This window comes from Streptomyces flavofungini, from assembly GCF_014650815.1.
In the GTDB taxonomy this organism is placed as follows: Bacteria; Actinomycetota; Actinomycetes; order Streptomycetales; family Streptomycetaceae; genus Streptomyces; species Streptomyces flavofungini.
This window is the reverse complement of sequence record NZ_BMVR01000021.1, coordinates 96,269-110,132: the sequence shown is the minus strand read 5'-3', so window position 1 is coordinate 110,132 and position 13,864 is coordinate 96,269. Positions and strand designations below refer to the sequence as shown.

The window sequence follows — 13,864 nt, the reverse complement described above, 5'->3', positions numbered from 1 at the left end:
GTGACGGCTCGGGTGGCGGCGTGGGTGCGGGGGGCGGGGTCGGGGTGGGTGAGGGGGTCGGCTTCGGGGGTGTCGGCTTGGGGGTGGGCGTGGGTTTGGGGGGATGCGTCGGCTTGGGGGGTTTCGTGGTGGGTTTCGGCTTCGGCGGGAGTGTGGGCGGCGGCGTGCACCACGAGCCGCTGCCCGCGATGGCCGTCGCGGTCCCGCCCGGGCCGGTCGACGCGGACGCGCACGCGTCGGCGGGCGCCGCCGCGGCACCCGCCGGTGCGCCGAGGAGCCAGGCCAGAGTGAGGGTCGCGAGGGCGCGCGTGACGGGGGCCGTACGGCCCCTGGAGGATCCGGGCACGATGGAGATCATGGCCCGCGCGCCCCCTCGCGCGGGCGCGAGCGGGCGGCCAATCGTCCGAACGTGGGAGCGGCCGTACGCGGGTTCGCGCGCCCCCGGTCGCGCGAGGGCGGCGCCGCACCCGTTTCCGTACCGCCGGAAAGATTTTTGAGGCCGCGTTGAACGCTGCGCCCGGTCCCACCCGTACCTAGGGCCATGGGTGACGCAGCAGGCGTCGCAACAGCCAAGCAGATCACGGGAGTTCACAATGAAGACCTGGCGGAGCGCCTCGCTCGTAGCGACAGCTGCGGCCATGCTGGCGCTGACGACGGCGTGCGGTCAGGAGAAGGGGGAGCAGACCCCCAAGGGCCAGAACGTGGGCAACGAGGCCCCGGTCAAGGACGGGGCGGGCGCGGGCGACGGCTACGGCTCGGGCGGTGACTACGGCTCGGACTCCGGCAGCGGCGCGGGCAAGGCGAAGTCCGCCGGGCAGCTGGCCGTGTGGGACAGCAAGAAACTCGGCAAGGTCGTCACCGACAGCGCGGGCTTCACGCTCTACCGCTTCGACAAGGACACCGCACAGCCCCCCAAGTCCACCTGCGACGGCGCCTGCGAGAAGGCCTGGCCCGTGGTGGCCGCCAAGGGCGCCGAGGCCGCCCCCGGCGTCGACAAGTCCCTGCTCGGCGAGGTCACCCGGTCCGACGGCACCAAGCAGCTCACCATCGACGGCTGGCCGATGTACCGGTTCGCCAAGGACGCCAAGCCCGGCGACGCCAAGGGCCAGGGCGTGGGCGGCACCTGGTACGCCGCCGCGCCCGACGGGAAGAAGGCCGCGCCCGCCGCCGACTCGGGCGCGGACACCGGCGGCGACGCCGCCCAACCCGCCGACCTGGCCGGACTCTCCACCCGCAACGACCCGAAGCTCGGCGAGATCGTCGTCGACAAGAACGGCATGACCGTCTACCGCTTCACCAAGGACTCCGCCTGGCCCATGAAGTCCGCCTGCACCGGCCCCTGCCTGGAGAAGTGGCCCGTGGTCAAGCCGGTGGCGAAGAACGACACCAAGGGCATCCTGAAGAAGGGATTCGTCACCTTCAACCGTCCGGACGGCCTCAAGCAGCAGACGATCGACTGCTGGCCGCTGTACACCTTCGCCGGTGACAAGAAGCCCGGCGACACCAACGGTCAGGGCGTCGGCGGCACCTGGTACGCCGCCGCCCCCACCGGCAAGGCGGTGGGCGCCACGAAGTAGCCAATCCCGCAGCGGCAGCCGCCCCCCGCGCCGACCGGTCCGTTCCTTCCGTACCAAAGGGAAGGAATGGACCGGTTCTTTGGGCTGTGTGCGGCACTTGCCAACGGCAGTGACCGAGAACGGACGGCCAATTTCCGTTTTGACTCGCTCCGTTGGCTGACGATCAGTAGCCTCACCTTCGAACACCGGCTCGCCTTGACTACGCCTAAGCCTTGGAGTGTTGATGGAGCGTCCCGACTGGGCCCCGCCGGGCATCGACATCACGATGCCGAGCGTGGCCCGGATGTACGACCACTATCTGGGCGGCTCGCACAACTTCGAGGTGGACCGGGAGGCCGCCCGCAGGGCGATGGAGTTCATGCCGGGGCTCCCCAAGATCATGCAGGCGAATCGTGCCTTCATGCGCCGAGCAGTGCGTTTCTGTGTCGACGAGGGCGTCTCGCAGTTCCTCGACATCGGCTCAGGGATCCCCACGTTCGGCAATGTGCACGAGGTCGCGCAGCGGGCCGACAGCGCCGCACGCGTCGTGTACGTCGACCACGACCCGGTCGCCGTGGCGCACGGGCGTGCGGTACTCGAAGGCAATGACCAGGCCGCGGCGGCCTACGCGGATCTGCGGAAACCCCGCGAAATCCTGGGCAGTTCCGAGGTCGCGGCCCAGTTGGACCTCGAGCGGCCGGTGGCGCTTTTGCTGGTGGCCATACTCCACTTCGTCGAGGACGCGTACGATCCCTACGCGGCGGTCGCCGAGCTGCGGGACGCGCTGCCGCCCGGCAGCCTGATCGCCGTGACGCACGCCTCGTACGAAGGGATACCGGTCCCGCAGGAGCAGGCCGACGGGACCGTCGGCGTGTACAAGGACATCCGCAATCCATTGATCATGCGATCGCGTGCAGAGATCGCGCGGTTCTTCGAGGGATACGACATGGTGGAACCCGGCCTCGTGCCGATGCCGCACTGGCGGGCCGACACGGAGCTCGCGGAGGAGGACCCCTGGTCCTTCTCCGGGTTCGCCGGCGTGGGGCGCAAGCGTTGAGCGCGGACCAGGACGGGCCGGAGGACAGACTGCGCAGGTTCGCCACGATCTGGAGCCGCGCGCTGTTCCCGGTGACCGCCACCTCGCTCACCCGCCCCGAGTTCGAAAGCCAATTGACGCCGCTCGCCCAGCAGTTGCGGGCGGCCCTGGGCGAGCGGGTGTTCCGCGCCGCCGACAGCGAGGCCGTGGGCGCGGCCCTGGTCGCGACGCACTGCACCGAGCCGGAGGCGCTCAGCCGCACGCTCGACGTCGTGGACGCCTATCTGGTGCTGTACTGCGGCGCCTCCGCCGCCGACGGGACAGCCGCGGCGGAAGCCGGTGCCGGTGGGCGCGAGGAGCTGCGGGCGCGCTGCTCCCGGATCCAGCACGCCGTCGCCGCCGGGTTCGCCCGGGCGCTGCGCGAGCGCACCCGCACCGAGCAGGAGGCCATATCCCGGGCGGCCCTCGACGCGCGCGGCACCGTCGCCGAGGCCCTGCACGCCAGCGAGGCGCGGTTCCGCGCGGTCTTCCACGGCGCCGCCATCGGCATCGGCATCGCCGACCTCCGCGGCACCGTCCTGGAGGTCAACGACGCCCTGATCCGCATGTTCGGCGGCCTGGAGCACCAGCTGCGCGGGCGCAACGTGGCCGAGTGGACGCACCCCGACGACTCGCCGCACGTATGGCGCCTCTACGAGGAGCTGGTGCGCGGCGACCGCGAGCACTACCGCGTCGAGAAGGCCTTCTACCGCCCCGACGGCACCGTCCTGTGGACCAATCTGACGGTGTCCCTGCTGCGCGACGCCGACGGCGTGCCGCAGTACCAGCTCGCGCTGATGGAGGACACCACCGAGCGCCGCCTGCTCAACCTGCGCCTGCGCTACGAGGCCACGCACGACGCGCTCACCGGACTGCCCAACCGGACGCTGTTCTTCGAGCGCCTGGAGAAGGCCCTGTCGGCGGGCGAGGGCGCCCGGTTCGGGCTCTGCTACCTGGACCTCGACGGCTTCAAGACCGTCAACGACAGCCTCGGGCACGCGGCGGGCGACCGCCTCCTGGTCGAGGTCGCCGACCGCCTGCAGTCCTGCGCGACCGCGCCCGGCGAGATGGTGGCGCGGCTCGGCGGCGACGAGTTCGTCGCGCTGACCACCGGCCCGGACACCGAGCACGAGGTCGACGAGCTGGCCGGGCGTATCATGCACGCGCTCGCCACCCCCATCCGCGTGGAGGGGCGCGAACTGACGGTGCGCGGCTCCATCGGCATCGTCGAGGGACCCGCCGCCGAGCGCGGCGCGGCCGAGGTGCTGCGCAGCGCCGACATCACGATGTACCGCGCCAAGCACGCGGGCGGCAACCGCTACGAGCTGGCCGACCCGGAGGCCGACGCCCGCGCCATCACCCGGCACGGCCTGACCACGGCCCTGCCGGTGGCCCTGGAGCGCGGCGAGTTCTTCATCGAGTACCAGCCGCTCGTGCACCTCGGCGACGGCAGCGTGCGCGGCGCCGAGGCGCTGGTGCGGTGGCTGCACCCGCAGCACGGCGTCATCAGCCCGGACCGCTTCATTCCGCTCGCCGAGCACACCGGTCTCATCGTGCCGCTCGGACGCTGGGTCCTGGAGCAGTCGGTACGCCAGGCGCGCGCCTGGGAGGCGGGGGCCGGGGCCGATCCGGCCGCGGGTCCGCTGCGCGTCAACGTGAACCTGTCGCCGTGCCAGCTCACCCACCCCGGCCTGGTCTCCGACACCGTCGAGATCCTGGAGCGCGCGGGCCTCGCGCCCGGCTCGCTGTGCCTGGAGGTCACCGAGTCCGCGCTGATCGGCGCCGACGACGACCTGCTCAAGCCGCTGCGCAGGCTCGCCGAGATGGGCGTGGACATCGCGCTGGACGACTTCGGCACCGGCTACTCCAACCTCGCGAACCTGCGCCGCCTGCCCGTCAGCGTCCTCAAGCTCGACCGCGCCTTCACGCAGGGCATGCAGCACTTCCCCGCCGACCCCGTCGACCTGAAGATCATCGAGGGCATCGTGTCCCTCGCGCACAGCCTGGACCTGGCCGTCACGGTCGAGGGCGTCGAGACCGGCGCCCAGGCCGACCAGCTGCGCGAACTGGGCTGCGACACGGCCCAGGGCTGGTACTACGCCCGGCCGGGCCCGCCGGACCGGCTGCACGAGCTGGCGCTCGCGGACGCCACCTGAGCCGGCGGGGCGCCTTGGGGGTGTGGGGCGTTTCCCCGGTGCCGGGGGCGGCTCCGCCCCGGCGCTGACGTTGCGTGGCCCTGGCGCTGGGGGCTGCCGCTTGGTCCTGTGAGCGCGGCTGCGGGCGGTCTGTGGTTGTGCGCGCAGTTCCCCGCGCCCCTTCGGAGGTTGCCCGCCGTCGCGGGTGACGCGTGGGTTGTGGGCGCAGCCCCGCCCCTTCGGGGCCTTCCCGCTGTCACGGATGTTCGGGTGCCGACGATGTCGCCGATGGTGACGGGCTGGGGTTCTCGACGGGGGACGTGACGTTGTTCGCCCAGGTGGTCGCGAGCACGGTGGCCACGGCCGCCATGGTCGCGACCAGGACGGCGCTCAGCGGCGTGGCGAGCGACGACAGACGGCGGAAGTTGCGGATGTGGCCCCACAGCAGGTCCGCGCGGCGCACCAGGCGTATCTCCCAGTACAGGGCGAGCGCGAGGGCGAGGACGGTGCTCTGCGCGAGCAGCAGGAACACCGAGAGCGCGACCGGCCCCTGCGGCACCCGCAGCCGCGGCACGAGCAGCAGCACCTGCACCGAGGACATCACCAGCCACAGCCAACCCGCCTTGCCCACGGGGGTGTTGCCCCGCAGCCACGGATACAGGTATCCGTACACGAAGCCGTGCGCGAGCCACACGCAGGTCGGCGCGCCCGCGACGGTCACCGCCTCCGGCACCCCGCTGTAGCCCTGGGCCTGCCATGCTGTCCACGCCGTCCACGGCAGGGTGAGCAGCGCGGTGGCGGCCGCCGCGGTCAGGCCGTTGTTCCAGGCGGTGCGGCCCCCGGAGCCGCCGAGCGCGACTCCCTTGAGCCGCGCGGTCTCGTCCGCCGCGTCCCCCGCGGTGGGTCTGCGCAGGCTCTGCCACTTGTCCTCCCAGTCGTCGGCGGGCAGGGACGTGTCGGCGAGGGTGCCGCGGGACGACGTCAGGAAGCGGTGGCGGCCCTCGGCGAACAGCAGGGCGCGGGCCAGGGAGTTGAGCAGCCGGGCGTGCGCGGCGCCGGTCAGGCGGTGCAACCTCTTCGCGTGCTCCGCGCGGGCGGGCGGCAGTATCAGATGGGCGCCCGCCCAGGCCATGAACAGCGCGGCGGCGGTGGTCCAGTAGGGCAGCCAGCTGTCCGGGGCGCCGATCACGGTCGAGGCCGCGGCGAACAGGAGCAGGGTGACGCAGTCGCGGCGGGCGCCGGGGCCGAGGCGGCGCGGCTCGGTGCCGGTGGCGTAGAGGTGCGCGACGAGCACGACCACGGCCGCGCACCACATGATCTGGGCGCCGGGCGCGATGGTGCGCACCCCGTAGATGAAGTCGTCGCCGGGCCACTGGCCCGCGAGTTGGGCGAAGAGGTCGCTGGTGGGCGGGCGCTGCGGCTTGTGCAGGGTCGTCCACCACGGGAGCAGGGCGGTGACGAAGACCGCGCCCAGGGCGAGGCGGCCCCGCCAGCCGGGCCGGATCAGCGGCGGCAGCAGCGGGCAGGTCAGCAGGAGCAGGGCGGTCACCCAGGGCACGGGCAGCAGGAAGGCCAGGGGCCAGGAGACGCCGACGGTGCGGTCGTCGATCGTCCAGGCGTTGTCGGTGGGCGACCACTGGAAGTCCCAGGGCAGGACCTGCAGGACGACGGAGGTGGCCACGGCCGTCCAGGCCGCCACGGCGAGCGGCGTGGCCCAGGGGCGCGCGCCGCTCCCGCACAGGCCGAGCCGCAGTGCCGCGTACACGGCGCCGGCCGCGAGGGACGCGGTGGCCAGACAGGTCAGCACCGCCCGGGTCCAGCCGTCGGCGCCCATGAGCCAGGCCATCAGGACGAGGGCCACGGCGGGGGCGGCGAGCATGCACAGCTCCCCGGGGCGCGGGAAGCGTCCGGCGCGCAGGTGCAGGGTGACGGTGACCGCGAGTACCGGCAGGACGAACAGGACGGTGCCGAGGAGCGTGCCCTGGGTGCGGGACTCCAGCGGCAGGGTGTTGGGGATCAGCGCGTTGTGCGGGTAGCTGACGGACCCCCACAGCCAGAACAGGACCCGCCACTTGGCGGAGTAGGCGTGCAGGAGCAGCGCCCCGACGGCGAGGAGAAGCGCGGTGACGGTGACCGCGATGGCGGCGCGGGTCCGCCGGGGGCTCGCCGCGGAGCCGCCCGGCGCGGTGAGGAAGGCCGTGAGCGCCCCGCCGGTGACGGCGCCGAGGGCGAGCAGGGACAGCAGGGCCTCGGGGCTGCTGCCGGGGCGGACCTGCCAGACCGGCGGGCTCGTGTCCTTCTTCGGGGGCGCGGGGCGCACGAACTGGGCACCGACGACCGCCTGCTTCTTGCGCGGCTGGGGAAGGGCGAACTCGACGGTGCGGGCCGTCTGGAGGGAGGGCTGGCCGAAGGCGCTGAATCCCCAGCCGGGCGGTGCGTCCAGGCTCCAGCGCCATGGGCCCGGGGGGTTGGGCACCGGGCGCCCTTTGCTGTCGGGGGCCCGGGAGCTGAGCTGGAAGGAGAGCTGACGGCCGGGCACGACATCGGCGAGCGTGACGCTGTATGCGGCGGTGACCGTCACATTGCCGCGCGCGGACGCCTGGCTGACCGTGCAGCGCACGGGGTAGGCGGCGCCTTTGGCGGCGGGCTGCATCGCCAAGAGGGTGCCGTATCCGCCCGGGATGAGGACGGACACCCGGCTGAAGAGGCTCGGTGTGGCCCGGAGTCGTCCGGCGAGCGGGTCCGATTCGCGAAGGCGGAGCCGGTAGCGCGCGGTGACCTGCCAGTCGTCCCCCTTCGCCCGGCTGACGCGGACGGCGATCTCGCCGCTGCTGCCCTTGCCCGGCAGGTATTCCGCCGCTGCCACGGGCACGCCGGCGTTGCCCGGGGGCGCGGTCGCACCTGGCTGCGGCTGCGCGCGTTCGCGCAGCTGCGCGACCACCTGGCGACGAGTGGTGTCGCCCCACTCGTCCGACGCCCACACGGCACACCCCACGACCACCGCGCACAGCAGCACCACCGCCGCTGTCCGGCGCGCGGCGACCGCCTTCTGCCCCGTCGTCGTGCCCCCGCCCGCAGCTGTTGCCATGGGCGCCCCCTCCCGCTCACGGACGGCCAGGTTAGAGCCGGGCGCACACCTTGGGGGACCCGTCGGGTGGCCTGAAATACCCGGCGCACAGGGCAGGTTGGGGGCGCGTACTCGCGCTCGCGCCCCTGCGGGCGCCCCTCTCGCGGAGGGACCGAGGCTCGGCTACCTCGCCAGCAACATCCGTTGCAGCTCCCGCGCCGCTCGCGGCGGCGCCACGTCGCTGCGGTGGGCCAGCGCGATGGTGCGGCGCAGGCGCGGCCGGGACAGCGGGGTCATGCGCAGGCCACTGCCCGCGCGCTCCGCGACCATGCGGGGGACGACGGCGACGCCGAGGCCTGCCCGGACGAAGCCCAGCACGGCGTCCATCTCGCCCCCCTCGACCGCGAATTCGGGCTCGAAGCCCTCCGCGCGGCACGCGGCGACCGTCAGCTCCCGCAGGTCGTAGCCGTGCCGGAACATCACGAGGCGCTCGCCCTGGAGGTCGGCGACGCGCGCGGACGCGCCGAGGCCCGGCGCGTCCGGCGAGGACACCACCACCAGGTCCTCGCGCAGCAGCTCCACCGTGGTCAGAGCGGGCGACGGCGTCGGCAGCGGCAGCACCACCAGGGCCAGGTCGAGGGCCCCGCGCGCGAGCTGCCGGACGAGGTCGTGGCTGCCGCCCTCCTCGATCAGGAGCTGGATGCCGGGGTGCCGGTCGTGGAAGTCGCGCAGGACCTGCGGAAGCAGTCCCGTGCAGACGCTCGGGGTCGCCCCGAGCCGCACCCGGCCCCGGCGGAGCTGCGCCAGCTCCTGCACCTCGATGCGGGCCGTGTCGGCGTCGGCGAGGATGCGGCGGGCCAGCGGGAGCAGCGCCTCGCCCGCGTCGGTGAGCGCGATGTTCCCGCGCGCCCTGCTGAACAGTTCGGCGCCCAGCTCCTTCTCCAGGGCCCGCACCTGCTGCGAGAGCGACGGCTGGGAGACGTGCACCTGCTCGGCGGCGCGCGTGAAGTGGCGGGTCTCGGCGACCGCGACGAAGTACAGGAGCTGCTGGAACTGCATACGGGCCACGATACGGCACCGATAGGCCAAGCCTATGGAGATGAGCGCCACCATCTCTTGGACTGATCGGGACCTTCGGCCGTAGCGTTCCTGGCATGGCTCTGGCAACGCGGACGGACCGACGGCCGTCACTACCGCGCACGGTGTGGGACTCCACCGTCGGCAAGAAGACCGTGATGGCGGTGAGCGGCCTGATCATGCTGCTCTACCTGGTCGCCCACATGGTCGGGAACCTGAAGATCTTCTTCGGCCCCGGGGACTTCAACCACTACGCGCACTGGCTGCGCACCCTCGGCGAGCCCGTGATGCGCTGGGAGTGGACCCTGTGGGTCGTCCGCGTCGGCCTCGTCGCCGCCGTCGTCGCGCACGCCGTGTCCGCGTACCAGCTCAGCCGCCGCGACATCAAGGCGCGCCCGAGCAAGTACGTGCACAAGAAGCCGCGCTCCAGCTACGCGACCCGCACCATGCGCTGGGGCGGGATCATCCTGGCCCTGTTCATCGTGTGGCACATCCTCGACCTGACCACGGGCACCGTGCACCCGGGCGGCTACGAGCACCTGCACCCGTACCAGAACGTGATCGACACCTTCTCCACCTGGTACGGCAACGTGATCTACATCACGGCCGTCGTCGCCCTCGGCTTCCATGTCCGGCACGGTTTCTGGAGTGCCGCCCAGACCCTCGGCGTGGGCACCGCGGCCCGTGACCGCTTCCTGAAGACCTGCGCCAATGGCCTCGCGCTGCTGCTGACCGCGGGCTTCGTCTCCGTACCCGTCGGTGTCATGACCGGAGTGGTGAGCTGACCGATGAACGACTTCGCCGAATACACCACCGGTGCGCCCGTCGCCGACACCAAGGCGCCGCAAGGGCCCGTCGCCGACCGCTGGGACACCCGCCGCTTCGAGGCCAAGCTGGTCAACCCCGCCAACCGCCGCAAGCACACCGTGATCGTCGTCGGCACCGGCCTCGCGGGCGGCTCCGCGGGCGCCACGCTCGCCGAACAGGGCTACCACGTCGTGCAGTTCTGCTACTCGGACTCGCCGCGCCGCGCCCACTCCATCGCCGCGCAGGGCGGCATCAACGCCGCGAAGAACTACCGCAACGACGGCGACTCCGTGCACCGGCTGTTCTACGACACCGTCAAGGGCGGCGACTTCCGCGCCCGCGAGTCCAACGTGCACCGCCTGGCGCAGATCTCCGTCGAGATCATCGACCAGTGCGTGGCGCAGGGCGTGCCCTTCGCCCGCGAGTACGGCGGTCTGCTCGACACGCGTTCCTTCGGCGGCGTCCAGGTCTCCCGGACCTTCTACGCCCGCGGCCAGACGGGCCAGCAACTGCTGCTCGGCGCGTACCAGGCGCTGTCGCGGCAGATCGCGGCGGGCAACGTCGAGATGCATTCCCGTACGGAGATGCTGGACGTGATTGTCGTCGACGGCCGGGCCCGCGGCATCGTCGCCCGCGACCTCGTCACCGGGAAGATCGACACCTACTTCGCCGACGCCGTCGTCCTCGCGTCCGGCGGCTACGGCAACGTCTTCTACCTGTCGACGAACGCCATGAACTCCAACGCCACGGCCGTGTGGCGGGCCCACCGGCGCGGCGCGTACTTCGCCAACCCCTGCTTCACACAGATCCACCCCACCTGCATCCCGCGCACCGGCGACCACCAGTCCAAGCTCACCCTGATGAGCGAGTCGCTGCGCAACGACGGCCGCATCTGGGTGCCCAAGGCCAAGGGCGACACCCGCCCGGCGAACGAGATCCCCGAGGACGAGCGCGACTACTACCTGGAGCGCGTCTACCCGTCCTTCGGCAACCTCGTGCCCCGCGACATCGCCTCCCGCGCCGCCAAGAACGTCTGCGACGAGGGCAGGGGAGTGGGCCCCGGCGGCCAGGGCGTGTACCTGGACTTCGCCGACGCCATCCAGCGCATGGGCCGCGCCAAGGTCGAGGAGAAGTACGGCAACCTCTTCGACATGTACGAGCGGATCACCGCGGAGAACCCCTACGAGGTGCCAATGCGGATCTACCCCGCCGTGCACTACACGATGGGCGGCCTGTGGGTCGACTACGACCTCCAGACCACCGTCCCGGGCCTGTTCGCGATCGGCGAGGCCAACTTCTCCGACCACGGCGCGAACCGCCTCGGCGCCTCCGCCCTCATGCAGGGCCTCGCCGACGGCTACTTCGTCCTGCCGTCCACCATCAACGACTACCTCGCGCGGAACCCGCACAAGGACGAGGTCGGCGCCGACCACCCGGCCGTCCGCGAGGTGGTGGCGGAGACCGAGGACCGCCTGAACCTCCTCCTGGCCGTCGACGGCGACCGCACCCCCGACTCCTTCCACCGCGAACTCGGCGAGCTGATGTGGGAGTTCTGCGGCATGGCCCGCACCGACTCGGGGCTGCGCAAGGCCCTGGAGCGCATCCCGCAGATCCGCGAGGAGTTCTGGCGCCGCATCAAGGTGCCCGGCACCGGCGAGGAGTTCAACCAGTCCCTGGAGAAGGCGAACCGCATCGTCGACTACCTGGAACTGGCCGAGCTGATGTGTCTCGACGCGCTGCACCGCGCCGAGTCCTGCGGCGGCCACTTCCGCGAGGAGTCGCAGACCCCGGACGGCGAGGCCGCCCGCGTCGACGAGGCGTTCTCGTACGCCGCCGCCTGGGAGTTCACCGCGACCGGCGACGCCCCCGTCCTGCACAAGGAAGACCTCGTCTTCGAGTACGTCCACCCCACTCAGCGGAGCTACGCATGAAGCTCACCCTGCGCGTCTGGCGCCAGCAGAACCCCGACGCCGACGGCGCGATGTCCACGTACGAGGTGGACGACATCTCCTCGGACATGTCCTTCCTGGAGATGCTCGACACCCTCAACGAAGAGCTCATCGTCAAGGGCGAGGAGCCGGTCGCCTTCGACCACGACTGCCGCGAGGGCATCTGCGGCGCCTGCTCGCTCGTCATCAACGGCGACGCGCACGGCCCCGAGCGCACCACCACCTGCCAGTTGCACATGCGGTCCTTCAAGGACGGCGACACCATCGACATCGAGCCGTGGCGGGCGGCCGCCTTCCCGGTCATCAAGGACCTGGTAGTCGACCGCTCCGCCTTCGACCGCATCATCCAGTCCGGCGGCTACGTCAGCGCCCCCACCGGCGCCGCCCCGGAGGCCCACGCGACGCCGGTGCCGAAGCCGGACGCGGACTTCGCCTTCGAGCACGCCGAGTGCATCGGCTGCGGCGCCTGCGTCGCGGCCTGCCCCAACGGCTCGGCGATGCTCTTCACGTCCGCCAAGGTCAACCACCTCAACGTCCTTCCGCAGGGCGCCCCCGAGCGCGAGACCCGCGTCCTCGACATGGTCGCCCAGATGGACTCCGAGGGCTTCGGCGGCTGCACCCTCACCGGCGAGTGCGCGACGGCCTGCCCGAAGGGCATCCCGCTGCCGTCGATCGCGGCCATGAACAAGGAGTGGCTGCGGGCCACGCGCAAGGTGCGCTGACCCGGCTTCGGGGACGGCGTGCTGACGGTACGTCAGGGGGTGGGCCTGCGCGGTCGCAGGTCCGCCCCGTACGCCGTCTCGTAGTCCGGCACCACGAGCCGCGACGCGGGACTCGCCGCCCGCACCCGCGCGACGAAGTCGTCCAGCGCCGTGCCGTCCGCGCGCGGCGGCTCGCTCAGCGGCCGCTCGAAGTCGTCCCAGTGCACCGGCACGACCACGCCGGGACGGCCGAGCGCTGCGAGCAGGCGCGGCACATAGCGGTACGTCGACTCGGCCGACGCCACCGCGATCATCGCCAGGTCCGGCGCGAGCCCCGCGAAGGACCGCTCGTCGAAGTCGCTCGCCCCCATGAACAGCGCCGACGGCGCGCCGTCCGGCGTCACCTTGAAGGCCAGCGTGTCGCCCTCCGGCAGGTCCGCGACCGTCCGGGGCGCGGTCGCGGGCGGCGCGTTCAGGGTGCCGGGCGCGAAGTAGGAGTACGCGGCGTTGCGGCTGTGCCGCGAACTCGCGACCTCCACCACGTACCCGTCGAAGTCGAGTACCTCACCGCCCTTGACGACGCAGAGCTGCGCCGCGTCCACGCCGAAGGACCGCAGCACGTGGTACGTCGTCTCGGTCCCGATGACCCGGGCACCCGTGGCCCGCGCCAGGAAGGGCACGTCATTGAGGTGGTCCCAGTGGGTGTGCGTCACGCAGATGACCTCCGGTGTCCCCGCGTGCCTGCGGACCAGCGGCTTGTCGGTGCGCAGCCGGGTGGCGGGGTCGAAGGCGCCGCTGAACAGGCCGGTGGGGAAGCGCGTGACGTACGGATCGACGAGCACCGTCCGGTGCCGCCCGGCCCTCTTGCCCGCCGCGCCCAGGTCGACGCGCCAGCCGGACGTGCCGAGCCACCGGTACGTGACCTCGGAGCTGCCCCCGCCCGAGCGCGCGGCCGGTGCCGGGCTGTCGGCGGAGGCGGCGGCGGGTGTCAAGGGCGCGGCCGCGCCGAGGGCGGCGCCGCGCAGCAGGACCCGGCGGCCGGGTCGGATGGATCTCCCGTTGGTGTTCACGGCGGCAGCGAAGCAGGTGACACACCATCATGTCCAAGAGTGAAGAAGGCGCGGATCGATATGAGTTGAGATATCGCCGCAGGCCGGACGGGTTCGCGAGGCGCGGCCTACGGCCCGTGGCCCTAGGGAATCTCCGGTGCGTCCGTGGCGGCGGTGCCGGATTCGGCGGAGGGCTCGGTCAGTTCGGCGGCCCAGGTGACGGACCAGTCCACGAGAGGGGTGAGCGCCGTGTGGGCTTGTCGGCCCAGTGCGGTGAGGACGTAGTGGCCGTCGGGCGTCTGGTGCACCAGGCGTGCCTCGATCAGCTCGACGAGGCGTTGCCGCAGCACGCTGGAGGACATGTCGGCGCAGGGCACGGAACCCCGAGGCGCCTTCGCGCAGTTCCCACACCACGCGCAGACTCCCACGCCGCCCGAACAGATCGAGC

At 72.3% G+C, this 13,864-nt stretch carries 10 protein-coding genes and 1 pseudogene; 6 read left to right on the top strand and 5 right to left on the bottom strand.

Annotated elements, in window-relative coordinates; translation table 11 throughout:
• Nucleotides 1-358, bottom strand: a pseudogene (locus IE274_RS39850) (hypothetical protein); the annotation flags it as partial.
• Between the two features lie 235 nt (nucleotides 359-593).
• On the opposite strand from IE274_RS39850, the gene IE274_RS36285 reads away from it, so the two are divergent.
• The 3 genes from IE274_RS36285 to IE274_RS36275 all read left to right on the top strand — a co-directional run bounded on the left by IE274_RS36285 (nucleotide 594) and on the right by IE274_RS36275 (nucleotide 4,787).
• Nucleotides 594-1,577, top strand: a complete 984-nt coding sequence (locus IE274_RS36285; protein ID WP_190120206.1) for an SCO0930 family lipoprotein — start codon at nucleotides 594-596, stop codon at nucleotides 1,575-1,577.
• Between the two features lie 223 nt (nucleotides 1,578-1,800).
• The gene (locus IE274_RS36280; protein ID WP_190120205.1) at nucleotides 1,801-2,613 is read left to right on the top strand and encodes an SAM-dependent methyltransferase; all 813 of its coding nucleotides are present in this window, start codon (nucleotides 1,801-1,803) and stop codon (nucleotides 2,611-2,613) included.
• Entirely contained in the window at nucleotides 2,610-4,787 is a 2,178-nt protein-coding gene (locus tag IE274_RS36275) for a putative bifunctional diguanylate cyclase/phosphodiesterase (protein ID WP_190120204.1), read from the top strand. Before IE274_RS36280 ends, IE274_RS36275 begins: the two co-directional genes overlap by 4 nt.
• A 235-nt stretch (nucleotides 4,788-5,022) precedes the next feature.
• Here IE274_RS36275 and IE274_RS36270 read toward each other — a convergent pair whose 3' ends face one another.
• Nucleotides 5,023-7,854 carry a hypothetical protein gene (locus tag IE274_RS36270; RefSeq protein WP_190120203.1) on the bottom strand — a complete coding sequence of 944 codons (2,832 nt, stop codon included), beginning with the start codon at nucleotides 7,852-7,854 and terminating at the stop codon, nucleotides 5,023-5,025.
• A 162-nt stretch (nucleotides 7,855-8,016) separates the two neighbouring features.
• Nucleotides 8,017-8,892 carry a LysR family transcriptional regulator gene (locus tag IE274_RS36265; RefSeq protein ID WP_190120202.1) on the bottom strand — a complete coding sequence of 292 codons (876 nt, stop codon included), beginning with the start codon at nucleotides 8,890-8,892 and terminating at the stop codon, nucleotides 8,017-8,019.
• A gap of 95 nt (nucleotides 8,893-8,987) precedes the next feature.
• Between IE274_RS36265 and IE274_RS36260 the strand changes: the two genes are divergently transcribed.
• From IE274_RS36260 to IE274_RS36250, 3 genes are read left to right on the top strand one after another with little or no spacing between them, the layout of a single operon-like run.
• Nucleotides 8,988-9,695, top strand: a complete 708-nt coding sequence (locus IE274_RS36260) for a succinate dehydrogenase (RefSeq protein WP_190120201.1) — start codon at nucleotides 8,988-8,990, stop codon at nucleotides 9,693-9,695.
• A gap of 3 nt (nucleotides 9,696-9,698) precedes the next feature.
• Complete coding sequence (locus IE274_RS36255) at nucleotides 9,699-11,648, top strand: fumarate reductase/succinate dehydrogenase flavoprotein subunit (protein WP_190120200.1); 1,950 nt, start codon at nucleotides 9,699-9,701, stop codon at nucleotides 11,646-11,648.
• A complete protein-coding gene (locus IE274_RS36250) occupies nucleotides 11,645-12,388 on the top strand; it encodes a succinate dehydrogenase/fumarate reductase iron-sulfur subunit (RefSeq protein ID WP_190120199.1) in 744 nt (247 codons plus the stop codon). The genes IE274_RS36255 and IE274_RS36250 overlap by 4 nt, the downstream gene beginning before the upstream one ends.
• Before the next feature lie 32 nt (nucleotides 12,389-12,420).
• On the opposite strand, the gene IE274_RS36245 is transcribed toward IE274_RS36250, so the two are convergent.
• Together IE274_RS36245 and IE274_RS36240 are read right to left on the bottom strand one after the other, a co-directional pair.
• A complete protein-coding gene (locus IE274_RS36245) occupies nucleotides 12,421-13,437 on the bottom strand; it encodes an MBL fold metallo-hydrolase (RefSeq protein WP_229910041.1) in 1,017 nt (338 codons plus the stop codon).
• A 122-nt stretch (nucleotides 13,438-13,559) separates the two neighbouring features.
• Nucleotides 13,560-13,778 (bottom strand): winged helix-turn-helix transcriptional regulator, encoded by a 219-nt coding sequence (locus IE274_RS36240; RefSeq protein ID WP_307822189.1) that lies wholly within the window; start codon nucleotides 13,776-13,778, stop codon nucleotides 13,560-13,562.
• Between the last annotated feature and the right edge of the window lie 86 nt (nucleotides 13,779-13,864).

Bases quoted from the DNA above. Each gene is read 5' to 3' on its own strand.
- IE274_RS36270 (WP_190120203.1), bottom strand. From the start codon at position 7,854: ATGGCAACAGCTGCGGGCGGGGGCACGACGACGGGGCAGAAGGCGGTC.
- IE274_RS36280 (WP_190120205.1), top strand. From the start codon at position 1,801: ATGGAGCGTCCCGACTGGGCCCCGCCGGGCATCGACATCACGATGCCG.
- IE274_RS36285 (WP_190120206.1), top strand. From the start codon at position 594: ATGAAGACCTGGCGGAGCGCCTCGCTCGTAGCGACAGCTGCGGCCATG.
- IE274_RS36265 (WP_190120202.1), bottom strand. From the start codon at position 8,892: ATGCAGTTCCAGCAGCTCCTGTACTTCGTCGCGGTCGCCGAGACCCGC.
- IE274_RS36240 (WP_307822189.1), bottom strand. From the start codon at position 13,778: ATGTCCTCCAGCGTGCTGCGGCAACGCCTCGTCGAGCTGATCGAGGCA.
- IE274_RS36260 (WP_190120201.1), top strand. From the start codon at position 8,988: ATGGCTCTGGCAACGCGGACGGACCGACGGCCGTCACTACCGCGCACG.
- IE274_RS36255 (WP_190120200.1), top strand. From the start codon at position 9,699: ATGAACGACTTCGCCGAATACACCACCGGTGCGCCCGTCGCCGACACC.
- IE274_RS36250 (WP_190120199.1), top strand. From the start codon at position 11,645: ATGAAGCTCACCCTGCGCGTCTGGCGCCAGCAGAACCCCGACGCCGAC.